This window comes from Planococcus sp. MB-3u-03, assembly GCF_002833405.1.
Taxonomy (GTDB): domain Bacteria; phylum Bacillota; class Bacilli; order Bacillales_A; family Planococcaceae; genus Planococcus.
Genome location: NZ_CP025135.1, coordinates 1200841 through 1214857 on the forward strand (window position 1 = coordinate 1200841; position 14017 = coordinate 1214857).

The following is a 14017-nucleotide window of genomic DNA, read 5'->3' on the forward strand; positions in this document are numbered from 1 at the left end:
ATAAAATAATAACGAAAATGGAGGCAGGGCGATGATTTATGTTGGATTGACGGGCTGGGGAGATCATCCAGATGTGTATAGCCCCGGGTCGAAACAAAAAGATAAATTGGTCGATTACAGTGCGCATTTTCCGATTGTGGAACTGGATTCTTCATTTTATGCAGTCCAGCCTGAGCGCAATATCAGCAAATGGATTCGCGAGACGCCGGACAATTTCCAGTTCGTCGTAAAAGCTTATCAAGGCATGACCGGGCATCAGCGCGGGGAGAATCCATTCGCCACCCGCGAGGAGATGTTCGAAGCTTACAGGTTGTCTGTCAGGCCGCTTAAAGAAGCAGGGAAGCTAGCCATGGTGCTATTGCAATTTCCACCCTGGTTCGACTGCCAGAAAGATCATGTCGATGAAATACGCGCGATCATCGCGGAGCTGCAAGAATTTGACTTGGCGATCGAATTCCGCCATCAGTCATGGTATGCGGACAGCATGAAAGAAAAGACGCTGGAATTTCTTCGCGAACATGGATTGATCCATTCGGTCTGCGATGAGCCGCAGGCAGGGGATGGCTCCATTCCGCTTGTCCCCGAGTCCAGCCGCAAAGACAAAGTGCTGCTGCGTCTGCACGGGCGCAATGTCCACGGCTGGCTGAATCCCGGAAATGCCGAAAAATGGCGGGAAGTGCGCTATCTATACGATTATAACCGTGAGGAACTAGAAGAGATCAGCCGGGCCGTGAAGCGTCTTGAACGACAGGCAGAGCAGGTATATGTGATTTTCAACAATAATTCAGGCGGGCATGCAGCGGGCGATGCGAAACAGTTCCAGGAATTGAACGATTTGCATTTTGAAGGATTATCCCCGAAACAACTTGACCTGTTCGAAGGCGGGTTCTGATGGTATTTGTGATCCTTCTAGTGACCGGGCTTGCTTCAGGGGTCGTCGGAGCGCTCATCGGCCTTGGCGGAGGCGTCATCTTGGTGCCTGTGCTGCTGTTCCTCAGCTCTTCAGTCAGCTTGTTTCCAGACTTATCCCCTCAACAGATTGTCGGGCTTTCGGTCGTCATGATGATTTTCACCGGTTTGTCTTCGACGATTGCCTACATGAAAGTGGGCACTGTCGATTACCGGAGCGGTTTCATTTTCTTTCTCGGCAGTGCGCCGGGCACGATTTTAGGCGCCCTCGTCAACCGCAGTCTGGATGTGCCGTCCTTTCAATTATATTTCGGCCTGCTGTTGGTGTGCTTATCGCTGCTCCTGTTGCTCCGGGATCGCTTGAAGGCGGTGAGCTGGTTTGTCGATAACGGCAAAAAGCAAAGTTTCTATGACCGCAAAACCGATCAGGAATACGTCTACGGCTATCCGATATGGTTCGCGCTCGCATTGACCTTCTTCATCGGCTTTGCATCCGGGCTATTCGGTATCGGCGGCGGTTCGATCCTCGTTCCCGCCATGATCCTGTTATTTTTATTTCCGCCTCACGTAGCCGTTGGAACGTCGATGCTGATGGTCTTCCTGTCGGCCATCGTCAATTCCATCACGCATATTTCGCTCGGCAATGTCCCGTGGATCTATACCTTGGCCATCATCCCCTCAGCATATATCGGAGCGAAGATCGGGGCGAGGCTGAACCGCAGCATCAAATCCGAGACTCTGGTTGTCGTGCTGCGGCTCGCATTATTATTACTCGGGCTCCGCTCGATTTACGAAGGAATTTTCAGTTCATAATGAGGTGTTTGACATGAGTGAAATCATCCATATTTATCATACGAACGATCTGCATAGCCATTTTGCGCACTGGCCCCGCATCAAATCCTTGCTGACGGAGCGCAGGCGCTGGCACGAAGAAGCGGGCGATGTGTGTTTGGTTCTCGATATTGGGGACCACGCTGACCGTTCGCACCCTTTTACGGAAGGCACAGCCGGCAAAGGCAATGTCCAGCTGCTCAATGAAGCAGGTTATGATGCAGTGACCATCGGCAATAACGAGGGGATTACGCTGTCCAAAGCAGAACTGGACGAATTATATGTGCAGGCTGATTTTTCTGTCGTGGTCGCTAATTTATTCGACTTAGACGGCAAGCAGCCAGAATGGGCAAGCCCGAATCAGATCATCGTAACGAATGATGGCACGAAAATCGGGCTCATCGCTGCAACTGCAGAATTCACCCCGTTTTACCGCCGCCTCGGTTGGCAAGTGACGAGCGGCAGGGAAGCCATCAAACGGGAAGCGACGGAAATCCGCCAATCGGTCGATTTCCTTATCTGCATGTCCCATCTCGGCATTCGGGAAGATGAACTGTTGGCAGCGGAATGCCCCGAACTCGACATCATTTTGGGGGCTCATACCCACCATCTCTTCCATCAAGGAAAAGAAATCGGCGGGACCTTGCTCGGCGCAGCCGGCAAGTTCGGCTATTACATCGGCCATATTGAAATTGATATAAAGACACGCAAGATGACAGCGGAAGTGATCGAGACCGACCAGTTGCCGGAAGCCGATGAAGGGTTCAATGAATACTTGGTCGGCGTCGGCAAGCAGCAAATGGCTGAGACGGTATTTTTCAACGAACAGCATTTGAAAGCTGAATGGTTCAAGCCCTCTCCTATGGCTGAGCTGTTTGGCGATGCACTGGTCTCGTTCGCCTCGGCAGATTGTGGATTGTTCAATGCCGGCATTTTCATGGAAGATATGCCGCAAGGGGAGATGACGCGCTATGATTTCCACCGCATGCTGCCGCATCCGATCAATCCGTGCGTGATCGATCTCAGCGGCGCGGAGCTGAAGGAAATTTACCTCCAATCCTTGAACGAAGACTGGCCGCAGCTCGAGCTCAAAGGCATGGGCTTTCGGGGAGCGGTGTTCGGCCGAATGATCCATAGCGGAATGGCTATGGACGATCATCAATTGATGGTCGGCGGCAAGCCTGCCGACCCAGATCGCATCTACCGGCTGGCGACGCTTGACCTGTTTACATTTGGCTATTTTTCCCGGCATTGAAGCGTGCGCCGAAAAGCTATTTCATGCCTGAGTTCCTGCGTGACGTCTTTGGTGATTATTTTCGCATGAAAACTGTTAAATAGAAGGAACATTCAAAATGGACTGTTAGTTGATTTCAAGTGCTTTTGGGCTATGCTTTTTATGAATTAGATATCGATGGGTAGAGGCTGCAGCCTTCATCAGTAGAATGTGCGAGTTTGACCGCGTAGACCGCATTCGAAAGGGAAGCTTGCCGAAATTACCGTCTCCGGGTCAAGGGCGGCGATTGGGGACATTTCGAACAGGAATGCCACTGTCATTTGCAGTTAACTGCGGATGGAGAGCTACAGGGTTGTTTGATGCTTGTGCACACAGACGAATTGTAGGAAGCCGGTTTATCCATTGGATAAGCCGGCTTTTTGGTCTAAGCCTTACCATCAAAATGAATAGGAGGAAATCTAATTATGGAAAATACAATCTTTTCGATTCTGCCGCCGATTATCGCGATTGCGATGGTGCTGTTGACGCGTCGTGTATTGCTGTCGCTCGGCGTCGGCATCGTAGCGGCTGCGCTTATCCTGACATCGTTTGCCCCGGTTGAGGCAGTGAATGAATTATTCACTTCGTTTGCGGTGATCTTTTGGAACGAAGGCTTTAACGCTTACAATGTCTTCATCATCTTGTTCTTATTGCTGCTAGGGGTCATTACAGCATTCGTCAGCCTGTCTGGAGGCAGCCATGCGTTTGCCGATTGGGCATCTGCGCGCGTGAAAACACGCCGCGGGGCGAAGTTGGTTACCGTATTTCTTGGCATTTTGATTTTCATTGATGATTATTTCAATGCATTGGCCGTTGGGCAAGTTGCACGGCCGATTACGGACCGCTATAAAGTATCATGTGCAAAACTAGCTTATTTCATCGATTCCACTGCTGCACCAATTTGTGTCGTGTCTCCCGTATCCAGCTGGGGAGCTGCGATCATCGGCATCATCGGGACGATCCTGGCTGGACAGACCTTCCTGGATTATTCTGCCCTGGAAGCGTTCCTATGGATGGCACCGATGAACTTCTACGTCATCGCGGCACTTGCCATCGTGTTCTTCGTCGCAATCCGTGATGTGGATTTCGGGGAAATGAAAAAACATGAACGCCTGGCAATTACAGAAGGCCAGTTGTTCAATCCAAATAAAGTGATTCCTGGGGAAATGAAAGAAGATTTCCCGAGCCATTCACACGGCCGCGTCCGCGATTTGCTCTTGCCGATCTTGTTATTGATCGTCGGAACGGTCGCAGCGATGATGTGGACGGGTTATGTAAATGCCGATAGAGTATTTGACATATGGCTCATTTTTGAAAACACGGATGTTCCTTTGTCCTTGCTTGCCGGTGGGTTGATCGGGGCGCTCGCTGCAATCGTCTTGTATGCGATGCAAATCAAGCGCAATGAAGCGGCAGAAGCGCATTGGATCGCCAGAGGCATCTGGGCGGGAATCCAATCGATGGCGGGCGCTGTCTTCATCCTAATCTTTGCCTGGTCGCTAACGTATTTGATTGATGCGTTGGAAACAGGTACTTTCTTGGCTGATGCTGTGGCTCGTGGCAATGTGCCAACGAGTGTCTTGCCGGTCCTATTGTTCTTGTTAGCTGGCGTCATGGCATTTTCGACGGGCACTTCCTGGGGATCGTTTGGGATCTTGCTGCCGATTGCCGGCACGATCATGATTCAGGCAGAACCGGAACTATTGCTTGCTTCCTTTTCGGCTGTATTGGCAGGGGCAGTATTTGGAGATCATTGTTCACCGATCTCGGATACGACGATTTTGTCGTCAACAGGCGCAGGAAGCAATCATATGGACCATGTGGTCACGCAACTTCCGTATGCATTGACTTCTGCAGCGATTGCAGCAGTAGGGTATATCGTCATAGGCTTCACCGGCTCCTTGCCATTGGCTCTTGGAGCGGTGGCCATCACCTTGGCAATACTATTCGTTTTCTGGTCTAAGCGCACAACCTTAATGGAAAAACATGAACAGAACTAAGATTTGAAAGCCGGAGATATTCTATCTCCGGCTTTTTATTATTGTCATAATAGTTTTTTTGAAAAATTTTCAGAAATTATCTTTACTTTGAACAGGGTCCTAGTTATACTAAATTTAGATTCCAAAATAATCTGAATATAAACAAACTTCCTATTTTTCTGTTAAAAAATTGGAAGTTTACAACAAAGGGGGAAGAGAAATGGAACGTTCTACATGGGGAACGAGAGCCGGTTTTATCATGGCGGCGGTCGGTTCAGCAGTAGGTTTAGGGAATATTTGGCGATTCCCGTATGTAGCATATGAAAATGGTGGTGGAGCTTTCTTAATTCCTTATTTGTTCGCACTTTTAACTGCCGGGATTCCAATTTTGATTCTGGAATTCACTATAGGCCATCGTTATCGCGGATCAGCGCCATTGTCATTCTTTAGAATGAGCGGGAAAAAATCTGAATGGCTCGGTTGGTGGGCAATATTCGTTTCGTTCGTCATATCGGTGTATTACGCAGTCATCATTGCTTGGGCAATGCGTTATACCTTGTTTTCATTCAATCAGGCATGGGGAGAGGATACAGAAGCTTTCTTATTCAATGATTTTCTCCAACTAACGGTGTCACCAGGCGAGACGGGGGGAATCGTCTGGGGAATCTTTATTCCGTTAGTTCTTGTTTGGGTCATTACGCTGGGCATCTTGCTTGCAGGCGTTAAAAAAGGAATCGAGATGGCGAACCGGATTTTCATTCCGACTTTGGTCATCATCTTTACCATCATCGTTATCCGTGCGGTTACGCTTGATGGGGCAATGCTCGGACTGGATGCATTCTTCAGCCCGAATTTCGACGCCATAATGGATCCAACCGTGTGGGTTGCGGCCTATGGGCATATTTTCTTCAGTCTATCGATTGCTTTTGCAATCATGATTACTTATTCCAGCTATCTTCCGAAAAAATCGGATATCACTAACAATGCTTTCATTACCGCTTTTGCAAACTCAAGTTTTGAGTTGCTGGCAGGTATCGGGGTGTTTGCGGTACTCGGTTTCATGGCGACCCAATCTGGTGTAGCTGTGGCGGATGTTGCATCAGCTGGCGTAGGGCTCGCTTTTGTGGTGTTCCCGGCAATCATCAATGAATTCCCGGGCATGAACGGGCTGTTCGGTTTCTTGTTCTTCCTATCACTAACACTTGCTGGATTGACATCTCTTATGTCGATCACAGAAACATATGTCGCAGGTTTTACTGAGAAGTTTGGGATTTCACGCAGAAAAGCGGTTGCCTTCGGCGGTGGTCTTGCAGCATTGATTTCAATACTTTTTGCTACGCAGGGCGGATTGTTCTTCCTGGATATCGCTGATTACTACATCAACCAATTCGGTGTAGCGGCTCTTGGCCTCGTAGAAGTTATCATGGTAGTATGGATTCTGCGCAAAACAGGAGACCTTCAAGAGCATGCCAATGCAATTTCCGATATCCGGCTTGGTGGCTGGTGGAAATTCAGTTTGGGCGTCATCACTCCGATCGTTCTTGGCTATATGATGTTCGGCTTGCTGCGCCTAAATATTTTCCAGCAATTCGAAACGGAAACAGGGAACTATGAAGGCTATTCGAATATGTTCACATTGTTCGGCGGCGTAGCCGTCGCAGCGGGCGCTCTGCTCTTCGGGATTTTGTTCTCGCTCGGCAAATGGCATAAAAACTATCGCTATTACGATGAGCATTCCGAGCATCCAGCACGAGAAAAAGAATAAGGAGGGATCGACATGTCAGTTAGCGCGATTGTAGTTATGATTATCGGTATGATCCTCCTCTGGGGAGGGCTTGCAGCGAGCATTTTCCACGCTGTAAGATCGAGCAAAGCAAACAAAGCAGAAGACTTAGGATAAAATGGAAAACCTCTGGCAGAACGCTTGCTGGAGGTTTTTTGTTTACTTATGCGACGATAGCACAGCTTGTCCACAAAGCCTTGGTGTGATACATTTGAAGCAGGATGTAAGCAGGTAAAGCAGGATGATGCGGGCCCAGGCTTTTGTCATTACTAGGTATGGGTGGTGAGGACATTGATCACAATTGAAAAGTGGAATTACGAGGTGATCGAGGATCATCGCGAAGGATTTCAGGAAGAAGCATTCCAGAACAGGTACAGTGATATTCTGGCCAAATACGATTACATCCTGGGCGACTGGGGATACGGGCAGCTTCGCCTTAAAGGTTTTTTTGAAGATAGCAATAACAAAGCAAGCTATGACACGAAGATCAGCACGCTACAGGATTATTTATATGAATACTGCAATTTCGGCTGCTCTTACTTCGTCTTGAAAAAGGCTGGAAAAGCGCCGGAACCAGAAGTGCAGGAACAACCGGAACCCCCCGAGGCGGATTAAGCCGCTGGGGGTTTTTTTGTGCCCATATGATATGATAGAGAAGAAACGCAACAGCGAGAAACAGCAAAATGGAGGGACTCATTATGTATTTTATCGACCGCGGAAAAATCAAGGAAGCCATCACGTATATGGATGCGCTCATCGCTTTATATGAAGAGAATGGCCAGTGGAATTCGTTGAAAGACCAATTGGCTTTGGAGCGTCTGGCACTCGGGGCGATTGAAGCGGTGATCGATGTCGGGAATTCAATGATCGATGGTTTTATTATGCGCGATCCGGGTAGTTACGAAGATATCATCGATATATTGGTGGATGAAAAAGTGATCACCGAAGAAATGGACCAGCCCTTGAAAGAACTCGTCGGCCTGCGCAAGATGCTTGTACGAGAATTCATTGCGGTCGACCATACAGAAATCAAGCGCGTAATGGATGCGCAGTTAGACAGCCTGAAACAATTCGGCCCTAAAGTGGCCCATTATCTTGAACATGAACTTGGGCCGGTCTCTGCGTTCATTCCGGAGAACGACAATGGAAAAAATTAAGCGCTATAAGGCGTATTGCCTGGATCTGGATGGTACGGTGTACCGGGGCGAGGCGCCGGTTCAGGAAGCTGCGCAATTTGTCAGCCGCTTGCAACAACAAGGCATCGAAGCTTTTTATGTCACGAACAACGCCTCCAAAACGCAAGGGCAATTATATGAAAAGCTGAAAAGGGTCGGTGTCAATGCCGATAAATCGCGCATTATGTCATCAGCGGTCGCGGCGGCAAAATACATCAAGCGTTGGTACCCGGGCCGCACGGTTTACCTGATCGGTTCAGATGGCTTGAAGGAAGCGCTTGATGCGGAAGGAATCGACTGCGTCGAGAAACAGGCAGACATCGTCCTGATGGGGCTCGACCCACAGATTACTTACGAGAAACTATCGCGCGCTTGCCTTGAGGTGCAAAGAGGAGCAGTATTCTTGTCGACCAACCAGGACTTGGCATATCCAACGGAAGAAGGGTTTTGCCAGGCAACGGGGCCATAACAGCTGTCGTATCCAAAGCGGCAGACGTCGACCCGGTATTTATCGGCAAGCCGGAAATCCATATGCTCGAAGCCATCCAGCATGAATGGGGATTCGAGAAAGGGGAAATGGTGATGATCGGGGATAATTATGACACCGATATTCAAGCGGGCATCCGCTTCGGTATTGATACTGTCCATGTCAACACTGGAGTGACCCCGATGGATGCCGTTATGCAAAAAGACCATCCTGCGACGCACATGCTAGAGAACCTCAGTTTTTGGAAGCATTAAAAAAAGCCGTCCAAAAGGCGGCTTAAAATAACGGGTTTTCTTCTATGAACTCATATATTTTCTTGGTCAGCTCTTCAGGGCTGTCCGCTTCCACAATTTCACCGTTCACGAGTGCAAACAAGGATTCGGCACATTGGCTGCAGTAGCTTAAACAACCATATTCGAGCACGTCCAAATTCGGGTCCTGTTCTAATTTTGCAAAAGACTCTTCTGAACCATTGGCGAGATTACTCATGCAAAATTCTATAATCGGGTTCATTCCAGCTCACCTCACTACTAGGAAATCCTAACGTGTTTCCGTGCAACCGTCAATTAATTGATTTTGCCCGGAAAGGATTGTGAAAGTTATCACAATCAGCTATACTCATATTTGGAATCAAGAGCAGAATGACGGGCTAAAGGAGAATTTTATGAAGAAATTAGTCTTACTAGGTGGCGGCTACGGCAATATGCGGGTCTTGCTTCGGCTCTTGCCGAATAATTTCCCGCAGGATATGGAAATTATTCTCATTGACCGTACACCTTTTCACAGTATGAAAACTGAGTTTTACGCCCTGGCTGCAGGGACCGAATCCGACCAGGAAGTGCGTGTGCCGTTTCCGGAGCACGAACGCCTGAAAATCGTCAATGGCGAGATTCGGGAAATCGGCCTTGAGGAAAAATGCATCTTCCTCGAAGATGGCCAGCGCATCGCATACGATGAATTGATCATCGGGCTCGGCTGTATCGATAAATACCACGGTGTTCCGGGGGCAGATGAATTCACCTACAGCATCCAAACTATCGGCAACTCGCGGAAAACCTATGAAGCCTTGCTTGGATTGAAATCAGGCGCGACTGTCGGCGTCGTCGGTGCTGGGCTTAGCGGCATCGAACTCGCCAGTGAACTACGCGAAAGCCGCAGTGACCTGCAAATCAAGCTGTTCGACCGCAGCCCGCGGATTTTGCGCGACTTCCCGGAACGTCTCAGCAATTTCGTCAAGAAATGGTTCGATAATAATAACGTTGATGTCGTGTCCAATTCGAACATCACGAAAGTGGAGCCGAACCTTCTCCACAACCACGAAGAAACGATTCCGGTCGACGCAGTCGTCTGGACGGCGGGTATCCAGCCGGTCAAGCCGGTACGCGACTTGAATCTGGAAAGCGACGGCAGTGGGCGCATCATCATCAACCAATACCACCAATTGCCGAACGATGAAAATGTCTATGTCGTCGGCGATTGTGCGGCACTTCCGATGGCGCCTTCTGCACAGCTGGCGGAAGAACAAGCCGAACAGATCGTCAAAGTGCTGCGCATGAAATGGAAAGGCGAGGAATTGCCTGAAACAATGCCAGAGATCAAGCTAAAAGGCTTCCTCGGCTCGCTCGGGAAAAAACAAGGCTTTGCCTACCTCGCAGACCGCACCGTCACCGGACGCATTGCGCGTTTGATGAAATCGGGCGTCTTGTGGATGTACAAATGGCATAATGGGTAAAGAAAAAAGCGCTCCCCGGAGCGCTTTTTTCAGAGTGTTGAAGAAGTCTATCAACCCATTATGAATTAAAAGGAGAATATCTTTACAACATTCAAAAATCAGTGATCAATCTAAGTATTTGGAGAAGCGTTCGCTCGTAACCCCTTCTGCTCAATAATGCTGCGCATTACTTTCGCAAAGATAATGTCTCCCGTAGGTCGACTTTATCTTTCCTGTGGATTAGCGAGACGACCGAGACCCCGCAAGACGCGAAGCGGCTGAGGAGGCTTGGGCGCGAGCCCACGGAAAGCGAGCGATAAGCTTCGGAAAATACGACTTCTTACCTTTCTCGACAGCCTGGAAAAAAGCGCTCCCCTAAGCGCTTTTTTTATTTATTCAGCAGCGGCAAAGCCGTGTTTCTCGAGTTCCTGGTAGACAGGCTTCAATTGAATATAGCCTTCACCGACCACTTCGCCTTCGATTAGCACAAGCGGGTAGAAAAATTCATCTTCCAAGATGCGCTCCGCATACTCTTGCTGCTTGGCATCTTGCAGCGGTTTCTCAATATCGATATAGCTTATTGAAAATGGTTGGTCTTTGTATTTTCTCGAGATGGCGGCCTCGAGCCATTCGTAGGTATCCTTGGACGACGGGGCATTTACACAGCTGGCGCAGATCTGGTCGGTTCCGTAAACTTCGATGTTCGGGATTTTTGTCATGGATATTGGCCTCCTGGAAATTCATTATTGGCTTTTTGTGCTTATTCACATTATAATGATTGTAATGAAAGGAGTCGATAAAAATGACTGAAGCTATGATGGAAGATCAAGTAATGGAAGTCTTAGATAAATTACGGCCATTCCTTTTGCGCGACGGGGGAGACTGTGAATTGGTGGATGTAGAGGACGGTATCGTGAAGCTCCGCTTACTCGGTGCTTGCGGCAGCTGCCCAAGTTCAACAATCACATTGAAAGCGGGCATCGAACGCGCGCTTGTCGAGGAAGTTCCTGGCGTCGTTGAAGTGGAACAAGTCTTTTAATGTCCAGGGGCCTTTTGCAGGTCCCTTTTTATGTCCGCCATCAGACAGGCGGTAAAATGGAAAAGAAAGGGTGAACGTAGATGACACAAGTTGTAGAAATTACAGAAGCCGCTTCTTTCCAAGTCAAGGAAATGATGCGCCATAACGAAGAGGAAGGATCTTTCCTGCGCGTGGCTGTAAAAGGCGGCGGCTGCAGCGGGCTGACTTATGGCATGGGTTTCGAGCCGGAAGTGGCAGAAACGGACGATCAATACGAACAGCACGGCGTCCGCATCCTGATCAACAAAGAAGATGCCCCGATCCTGCAAGGGACTGTAGTGGACTATAAGCAGTCCTTGATGGGCGGCGGGTTCACGATTGACAACCCAAACGCCATCGCCTCATGCGGCTGCGGCACGAGTTTCCGCACCGCGAAAAAAGCAGGAACGCCTGAAAATTGCTGATGAACCGACCCGCTCCTTCACAGAAGCGGGTTTTTTCAATTTTCCCTTTTGTCGCGCATCTTGTGTAAGGGCATTCAACTGTTGAAAAGCATTTGCAAAAGGGCTAATATAGAGGATAGGTGTTTACTGGAATCTGTTTTATTATTTCCGGTACATAAAATGACTTGAAGGTGGTTGCGATTGTGTTGAAAAGACCGTCAATATTAGTATTAGGTGCAGGCTATGGTGGATTGACTACTGTAGTGAACTTGCAAAAAGAATTTGGGACAGACGCTGCGGACATTACGCTCATCAACAAAAACGAATATCATTACGAAAGCACATGGCTCCATGAAGCAGCAGCAGGTACATTGCTTCCGGAACAAGTGCGCTACGACATCAAAGACGTCATCGATACCGGCAAAGTGAATTTCGTCCAAGCCACTGTCGAAGGCATCGACGTAGACAGCAAGAAAGTTTCGACTGACAACGGGGAGTTCACATATGATTACCTTGTCATCGGGCTTGGCTTTGAAGGAGAAACATTCGGAATCGAAGGCCTTGACACATATGCGTTGTCCATCGCCAATGTCAAAGCTGCGCGCTATATCCGCGAGCACATCGAATTCCAGTTTGCGACATGGTCCACTGAAGAAGTGAAGAACGACAGCCGCTTGACGATCGTTGTCGGCGGAGCTGGATTCACAGGAATCGAATTCCTTGGGGAACTTGCAAACCGCGTGCCGGAACTTTGCAAAGAGTTCGACGTGCCGCGCGAAAAAGTACGTGTCATCTGTGTAGAAGCTGCACCGATGGTCTTGCCAGGATTCGACCCTGAATTGGTGGATTATGCAGTCGGCCATCTTCAAGCGAAAGGCATTGAATTCTCTATCGGAACGCCAGTCGTTGAAGCGACTCCTGAAGGCGTGAAGATCAAGAAGAATGATGATGAGTTCGAATTCATCTATGCCGGTACAGTCGTTTGGGCAGCAGGCGTCCGCGGGAACCGCTTGATTGAAGAAACATCCATCGAAAGCATGCGCGCGCGCATTAAAGTCGAAAAAGACATGCGTGCACCAGGCTATTCCGATGTATTCATCGTCGGTGACTGCGCATTGATGATCAACGAAGAAACAAATCGCCCGTACCCGCCAACTGCACAAATTGCGATGCAGCAAGGTGAGCGCATTGCGAAAAACATCAAAGCACTTGCAGGCGACGGTACGACAGAAGAGTTTGTTCCTAATTTGAAAGGAACTGTGTGCTCACTTGGAGAAGAAGATGCGATCGGCGTTGTCTTCGGCAAGAAAGTAACAGGCAAACGCGCGTCGTTCATGAAGAAAATGATCGATAACCGTGCATTGTACATGATCGGTGGCCCTGGATTGGTCTTGAAAAAAGGTAAATTCAAGGTACTATAAGAATGAAAGCCTCCCAGTGCGGGGGGCTTTTTTTCACATCGCGATAAGGAGTGGAGGCCATGTCGAGAAACAAAAGGGGAGATGTCTGGCTCGGTGCTGCCGGGCTGGTCGTAAACCAACGGAACGAATGGCTCGTCGTCAAGAAGCGCTACGGCGGGCTTCACGGGAAATGGTCGTTGCCAGCAGGGTTTGTTGAAAAAGATGAAACAGTCGACCAAGCAGCCTTGAGGGAAGTGAAAGAAGAAACCGGGATCGACTGTACGGTGCTTGGCATGATCGGTTTCCGCTCGGGGGTCATCAAGGGCAGAATCAGCGATAATATGGCGGTATTTCTGCTGCGTCCGCTTGAAAACGAACAACCCGTCATAGCGCAGCAAGAAGAACTTTACGAAGCTGCATGGCGCTCTCCGGAAGATTTGTCGGAAGATCAAGATGCCTCGGTCATGCTCCATGAAATGGCTTCATACATAGTAGAGGAAGGGTTTGAGTCGATCGAAGACGTCGACCCTGGGCATATTTTTGGCTACACAGACTATAAACTATTTTTCCGGCATAAATACTAGATTATAATTAACAGATAATTTAGAAAAAGATAGAATGATAAAGGAAAAAAGAGAATAATGGAGATAAAGGCGTTTGTATCCGTTTACAAACGTTCTTTTTTATTTGCAGCGATTTGCGATACGTGATATATTACCAATTATCAGAATATTAAAAACAACAGAGGAGGTGTTTCGAATGACAGTCTTCAAGAAGAGAACTACTGCAAACCATTGCCCATACTGCGCGGGCCAAGGATATTTCCAACTACGGTTGGGCGGCTCCGAAACGTGCTCCTGCTGTTCAGGATCCGGGAAAAACAAATAAACTGTGAAAACACGAAAGAGCAGCTGCGATAGCTGCTCTTTTTTATATGGACAGTGCTTCTGTGACAAAGTCATGAATACTGTTCCTCCACATTGAAAGGGCTTTGCCTTTCGGGTAAAC

At 48.6% G+C, this 14017-nt stretch carries 18 protein-coding genes and 1 riboswitch; of the genes, 16 read left to right on the plus strand and 2 right to left on the minus strand.

What is annotated here, in order from left to right:
* The first annotated feature begins 31 nt into the window (after window positions 1-31).
* From CW734_RS07235 to CW734_RS19645, 10 genes are all read left to right on the plus strand, one after another.
* Window positions 32-892 (plus strand): DUF72 domain-containing protein, encoded by an 861-nt coding sequence (locus CW734_RS07235; RefSeq protein WP_101190005.1) that lies wholly within the window; start codon window positions 32-34, stop codon window positions 890-892.
* Window positions 892-1722: a sulfite exporter TauE/SafE family protein gene (locus tag CW734_RS07240; protein ID WP_101190006.1), complete on the plus strand. Its 831-nt coding sequence runs from the start codon at window positions 892-894 to the stop codon at window positions 1720-1722. The genes CW734_RS07235 and CW734_RS07240 overlap by 1 nt, the downstream gene beginning before the upstream one ends.
* Before the next feature lie 13 nt (window positions 1723-1735).
* Complete coding sequence (locus CW734_RS07245; RefSeq protein WP_332871032.1) at window positions 1736-2995, plus strand: bifunctional metallophosphatase/5'-nucleotidase; 1260 nt, start codon at window positions 1736-1738, stop codon at window positions 2993-2995.
* 153 nt (window positions 2996-3148) lie between these two features.
* A riboswitch (Lysine riboswitch) is annotated at window positions 3149-3329 on the plus strand.
* Between the two features lie 109 nt (window positions 3330-3438).
* A complete protein-coding gene (locus tag CW734_RS07250; RefSeq protein ID WP_101190007.1) occupies window positions 3439-5013 on the plus strand; it encodes a Na+/H+ antiporter NhaC family protein in 1575 nt (524 codons plus the stop codon).
* A 199-nt stretch (window positions 5014-5212) separates the two neighbouring features.
* Complete coding sequence (locus tag CW734_RS07255; RefSeq protein WP_101190008.1) at window positions 5213-6757, plus strand: sodium-dependent transporter; 1545 nt, start codon at window positions 5213-5215, stop codon at window positions 6755-6757.
* Window positions 6758-6769: 12 nt separating this feature from the next.
* Window positions 6770-6892, plus strand: a complete 123-nt coding sequence (locus CW734_RS18270) for a methionine/alanine import family NSS transporter small subunit (protein WP_145990591.1) — start codon at window positions 6770-6772, stop codon at window positions 6890-6892.
* A gap of 174 nt (window positions 6893-7066) precedes the next feature.
* Complete coding sequence (locus CW734_RS07260) at window positions 7067-7390, plus strand: YutD family protein (RefSeq protein WP_101190009.1); 324 nt, start codon at window positions 7067-7069, stop codon at window positions 7388-7390.
* 83 nt (window positions 7391-7473) lie between these two features.
* Window positions 7474-7932: a DUF86 domain-containing protein gene (locus CW734_RS07265; protein ID WP_101190010.1), complete on the plus strand. Its 459-nt coding sequence runs from the start codon at window positions 7474-7476 to the stop codon at window positions 7930-7932.
* On the plus strand, window positions 7919-8419 hold the full coding sequence (locus tag CW734_RS19640) for an HAD-IIA family hydrolase (RefSeq protein ID WP_332871033.1): 501 nt from the start codon (window positions 7919-7921) through the stop codon (window positions 8417-8419). The genes CW734_RS07265 and CW734_RS19640 overlap by 14 nt, the downstream gene beginning before the upstream one ends.
* On the plus strand, window positions 8398-8691 hold the full coding sequence (locus CW734_RS19645) for an HAD hydrolase-like protein (protein ID WP_332871034.1): 294 nt from the start codon (window positions 8398-8400) through the stop codon (window positions 8689-8691). The genes CW734_RS19640 and CW734_RS19645 overlap by 22 nt, the downstream gene beginning before the upstream one ends.
* 22 nt (window positions 8692-8713) lie before the next feature.
* Here the strand turns inward: CW734_RS19645 and CW734_RS07275 are convergent, their stop codons facing one another.
* Entirely contained in the window at window positions 8714-8950 is a 237-nt protein-coding gene (locus CW734_RS07275) for a YuzB family protein (RefSeq protein WP_068868765.1), read from the minus strand.
* Window positions 8951-9101: 151 nt separating this feature from the next.
* On the opposite strand from CW734_RS07275, the gene CW734_RS07280 reads away from it, so the two are divergent.
* On the plus strand, window positions 9102-10169 hold the full coding sequence (locus CW734_RS07280; protein ID WP_101190011.1) for an NAD(P)/FAD-dependent oxidoreductase: 1068 nt from the start codon (window positions 9102-9104) through the stop codon (window positions 10167-10169).
* A 371-nt stretch (window positions 10170-10540) separates the two neighbouring features.
* On the opposite strand, the gene CW734_RS07285 is transcribed toward CW734_RS07280, so the two are convergent.
* Entirely contained in the window at window positions 10541-10867 is a 327-nt protein-coding gene (locus CW734_RS07285) for a YuzD family protein (protein WP_101190012.1), read from the minus strand.
* Between the two features lie 83 nt (window positions 10868-10950).
* Here CW734_RS07285 and CW734_RS07290 point away from each other — a divergent pair, with 83 nt between their 5' ends.
* From CW734_RS07290 to CW734_RS18275, 5 genes are all read left to right on the plus strand, one after another.
* A complete protein-coding gene (locus CW734_RS07290) occupies window positions 10951-11187 on the plus strand; it encodes a NifU family protein (RefSeq protein ID WP_058381195.1) in 237 nt (78 codons plus the stop codon).
* 80 nt (window positions 11188-11267) lie between these two features.
* Window positions 11268-11630, plus strand: a complete 363-nt coding sequence (locus CW734_RS07295; protein ID WP_101190013.1) for a HesB/IscA family protein — start codon at window positions 11268-11270, stop codon at window positions 11628-11630.
* A 185-nt stretch (window positions 11631-11815) separates the two neighbouring features.
* Window positions 11816-13030, plus strand: a complete 1215-nt coding sequence (locus CW734_RS07300) for an NAD(P)/FAD-dependent oxidoreductase (RefSeq protein WP_101192161.1) — start codon at window positions 11816-11818, stop codon at window positions 13028-13030.
* A 59-nt stretch (window positions 13031-13089) separates the two neighbouring features.
* Window positions 13090-13593 (plus strand): NUDIX domain-containing protein, encoded by a 504-nt coding sequence (locus CW734_RS07305; protein ID WP_101190014.1) that lies wholly within the window; start codon window positions 13090-13092, stop codon window positions 13591-13593.
* A 175-nt stretch (window positions 13594-13768) separates the two neighbouring features.
* On the plus strand, window positions 13769-13897 hold the full coding sequence (locus CW734_RS18275; RefSeq protein WP_157824137.1) for a YuiA family protein: 129 nt from the start codon (window positions 13769-13771) through the stop codon (window positions 13895-13897).
* Window positions 13898-14017: the final 120 nt, after the last annotated feature.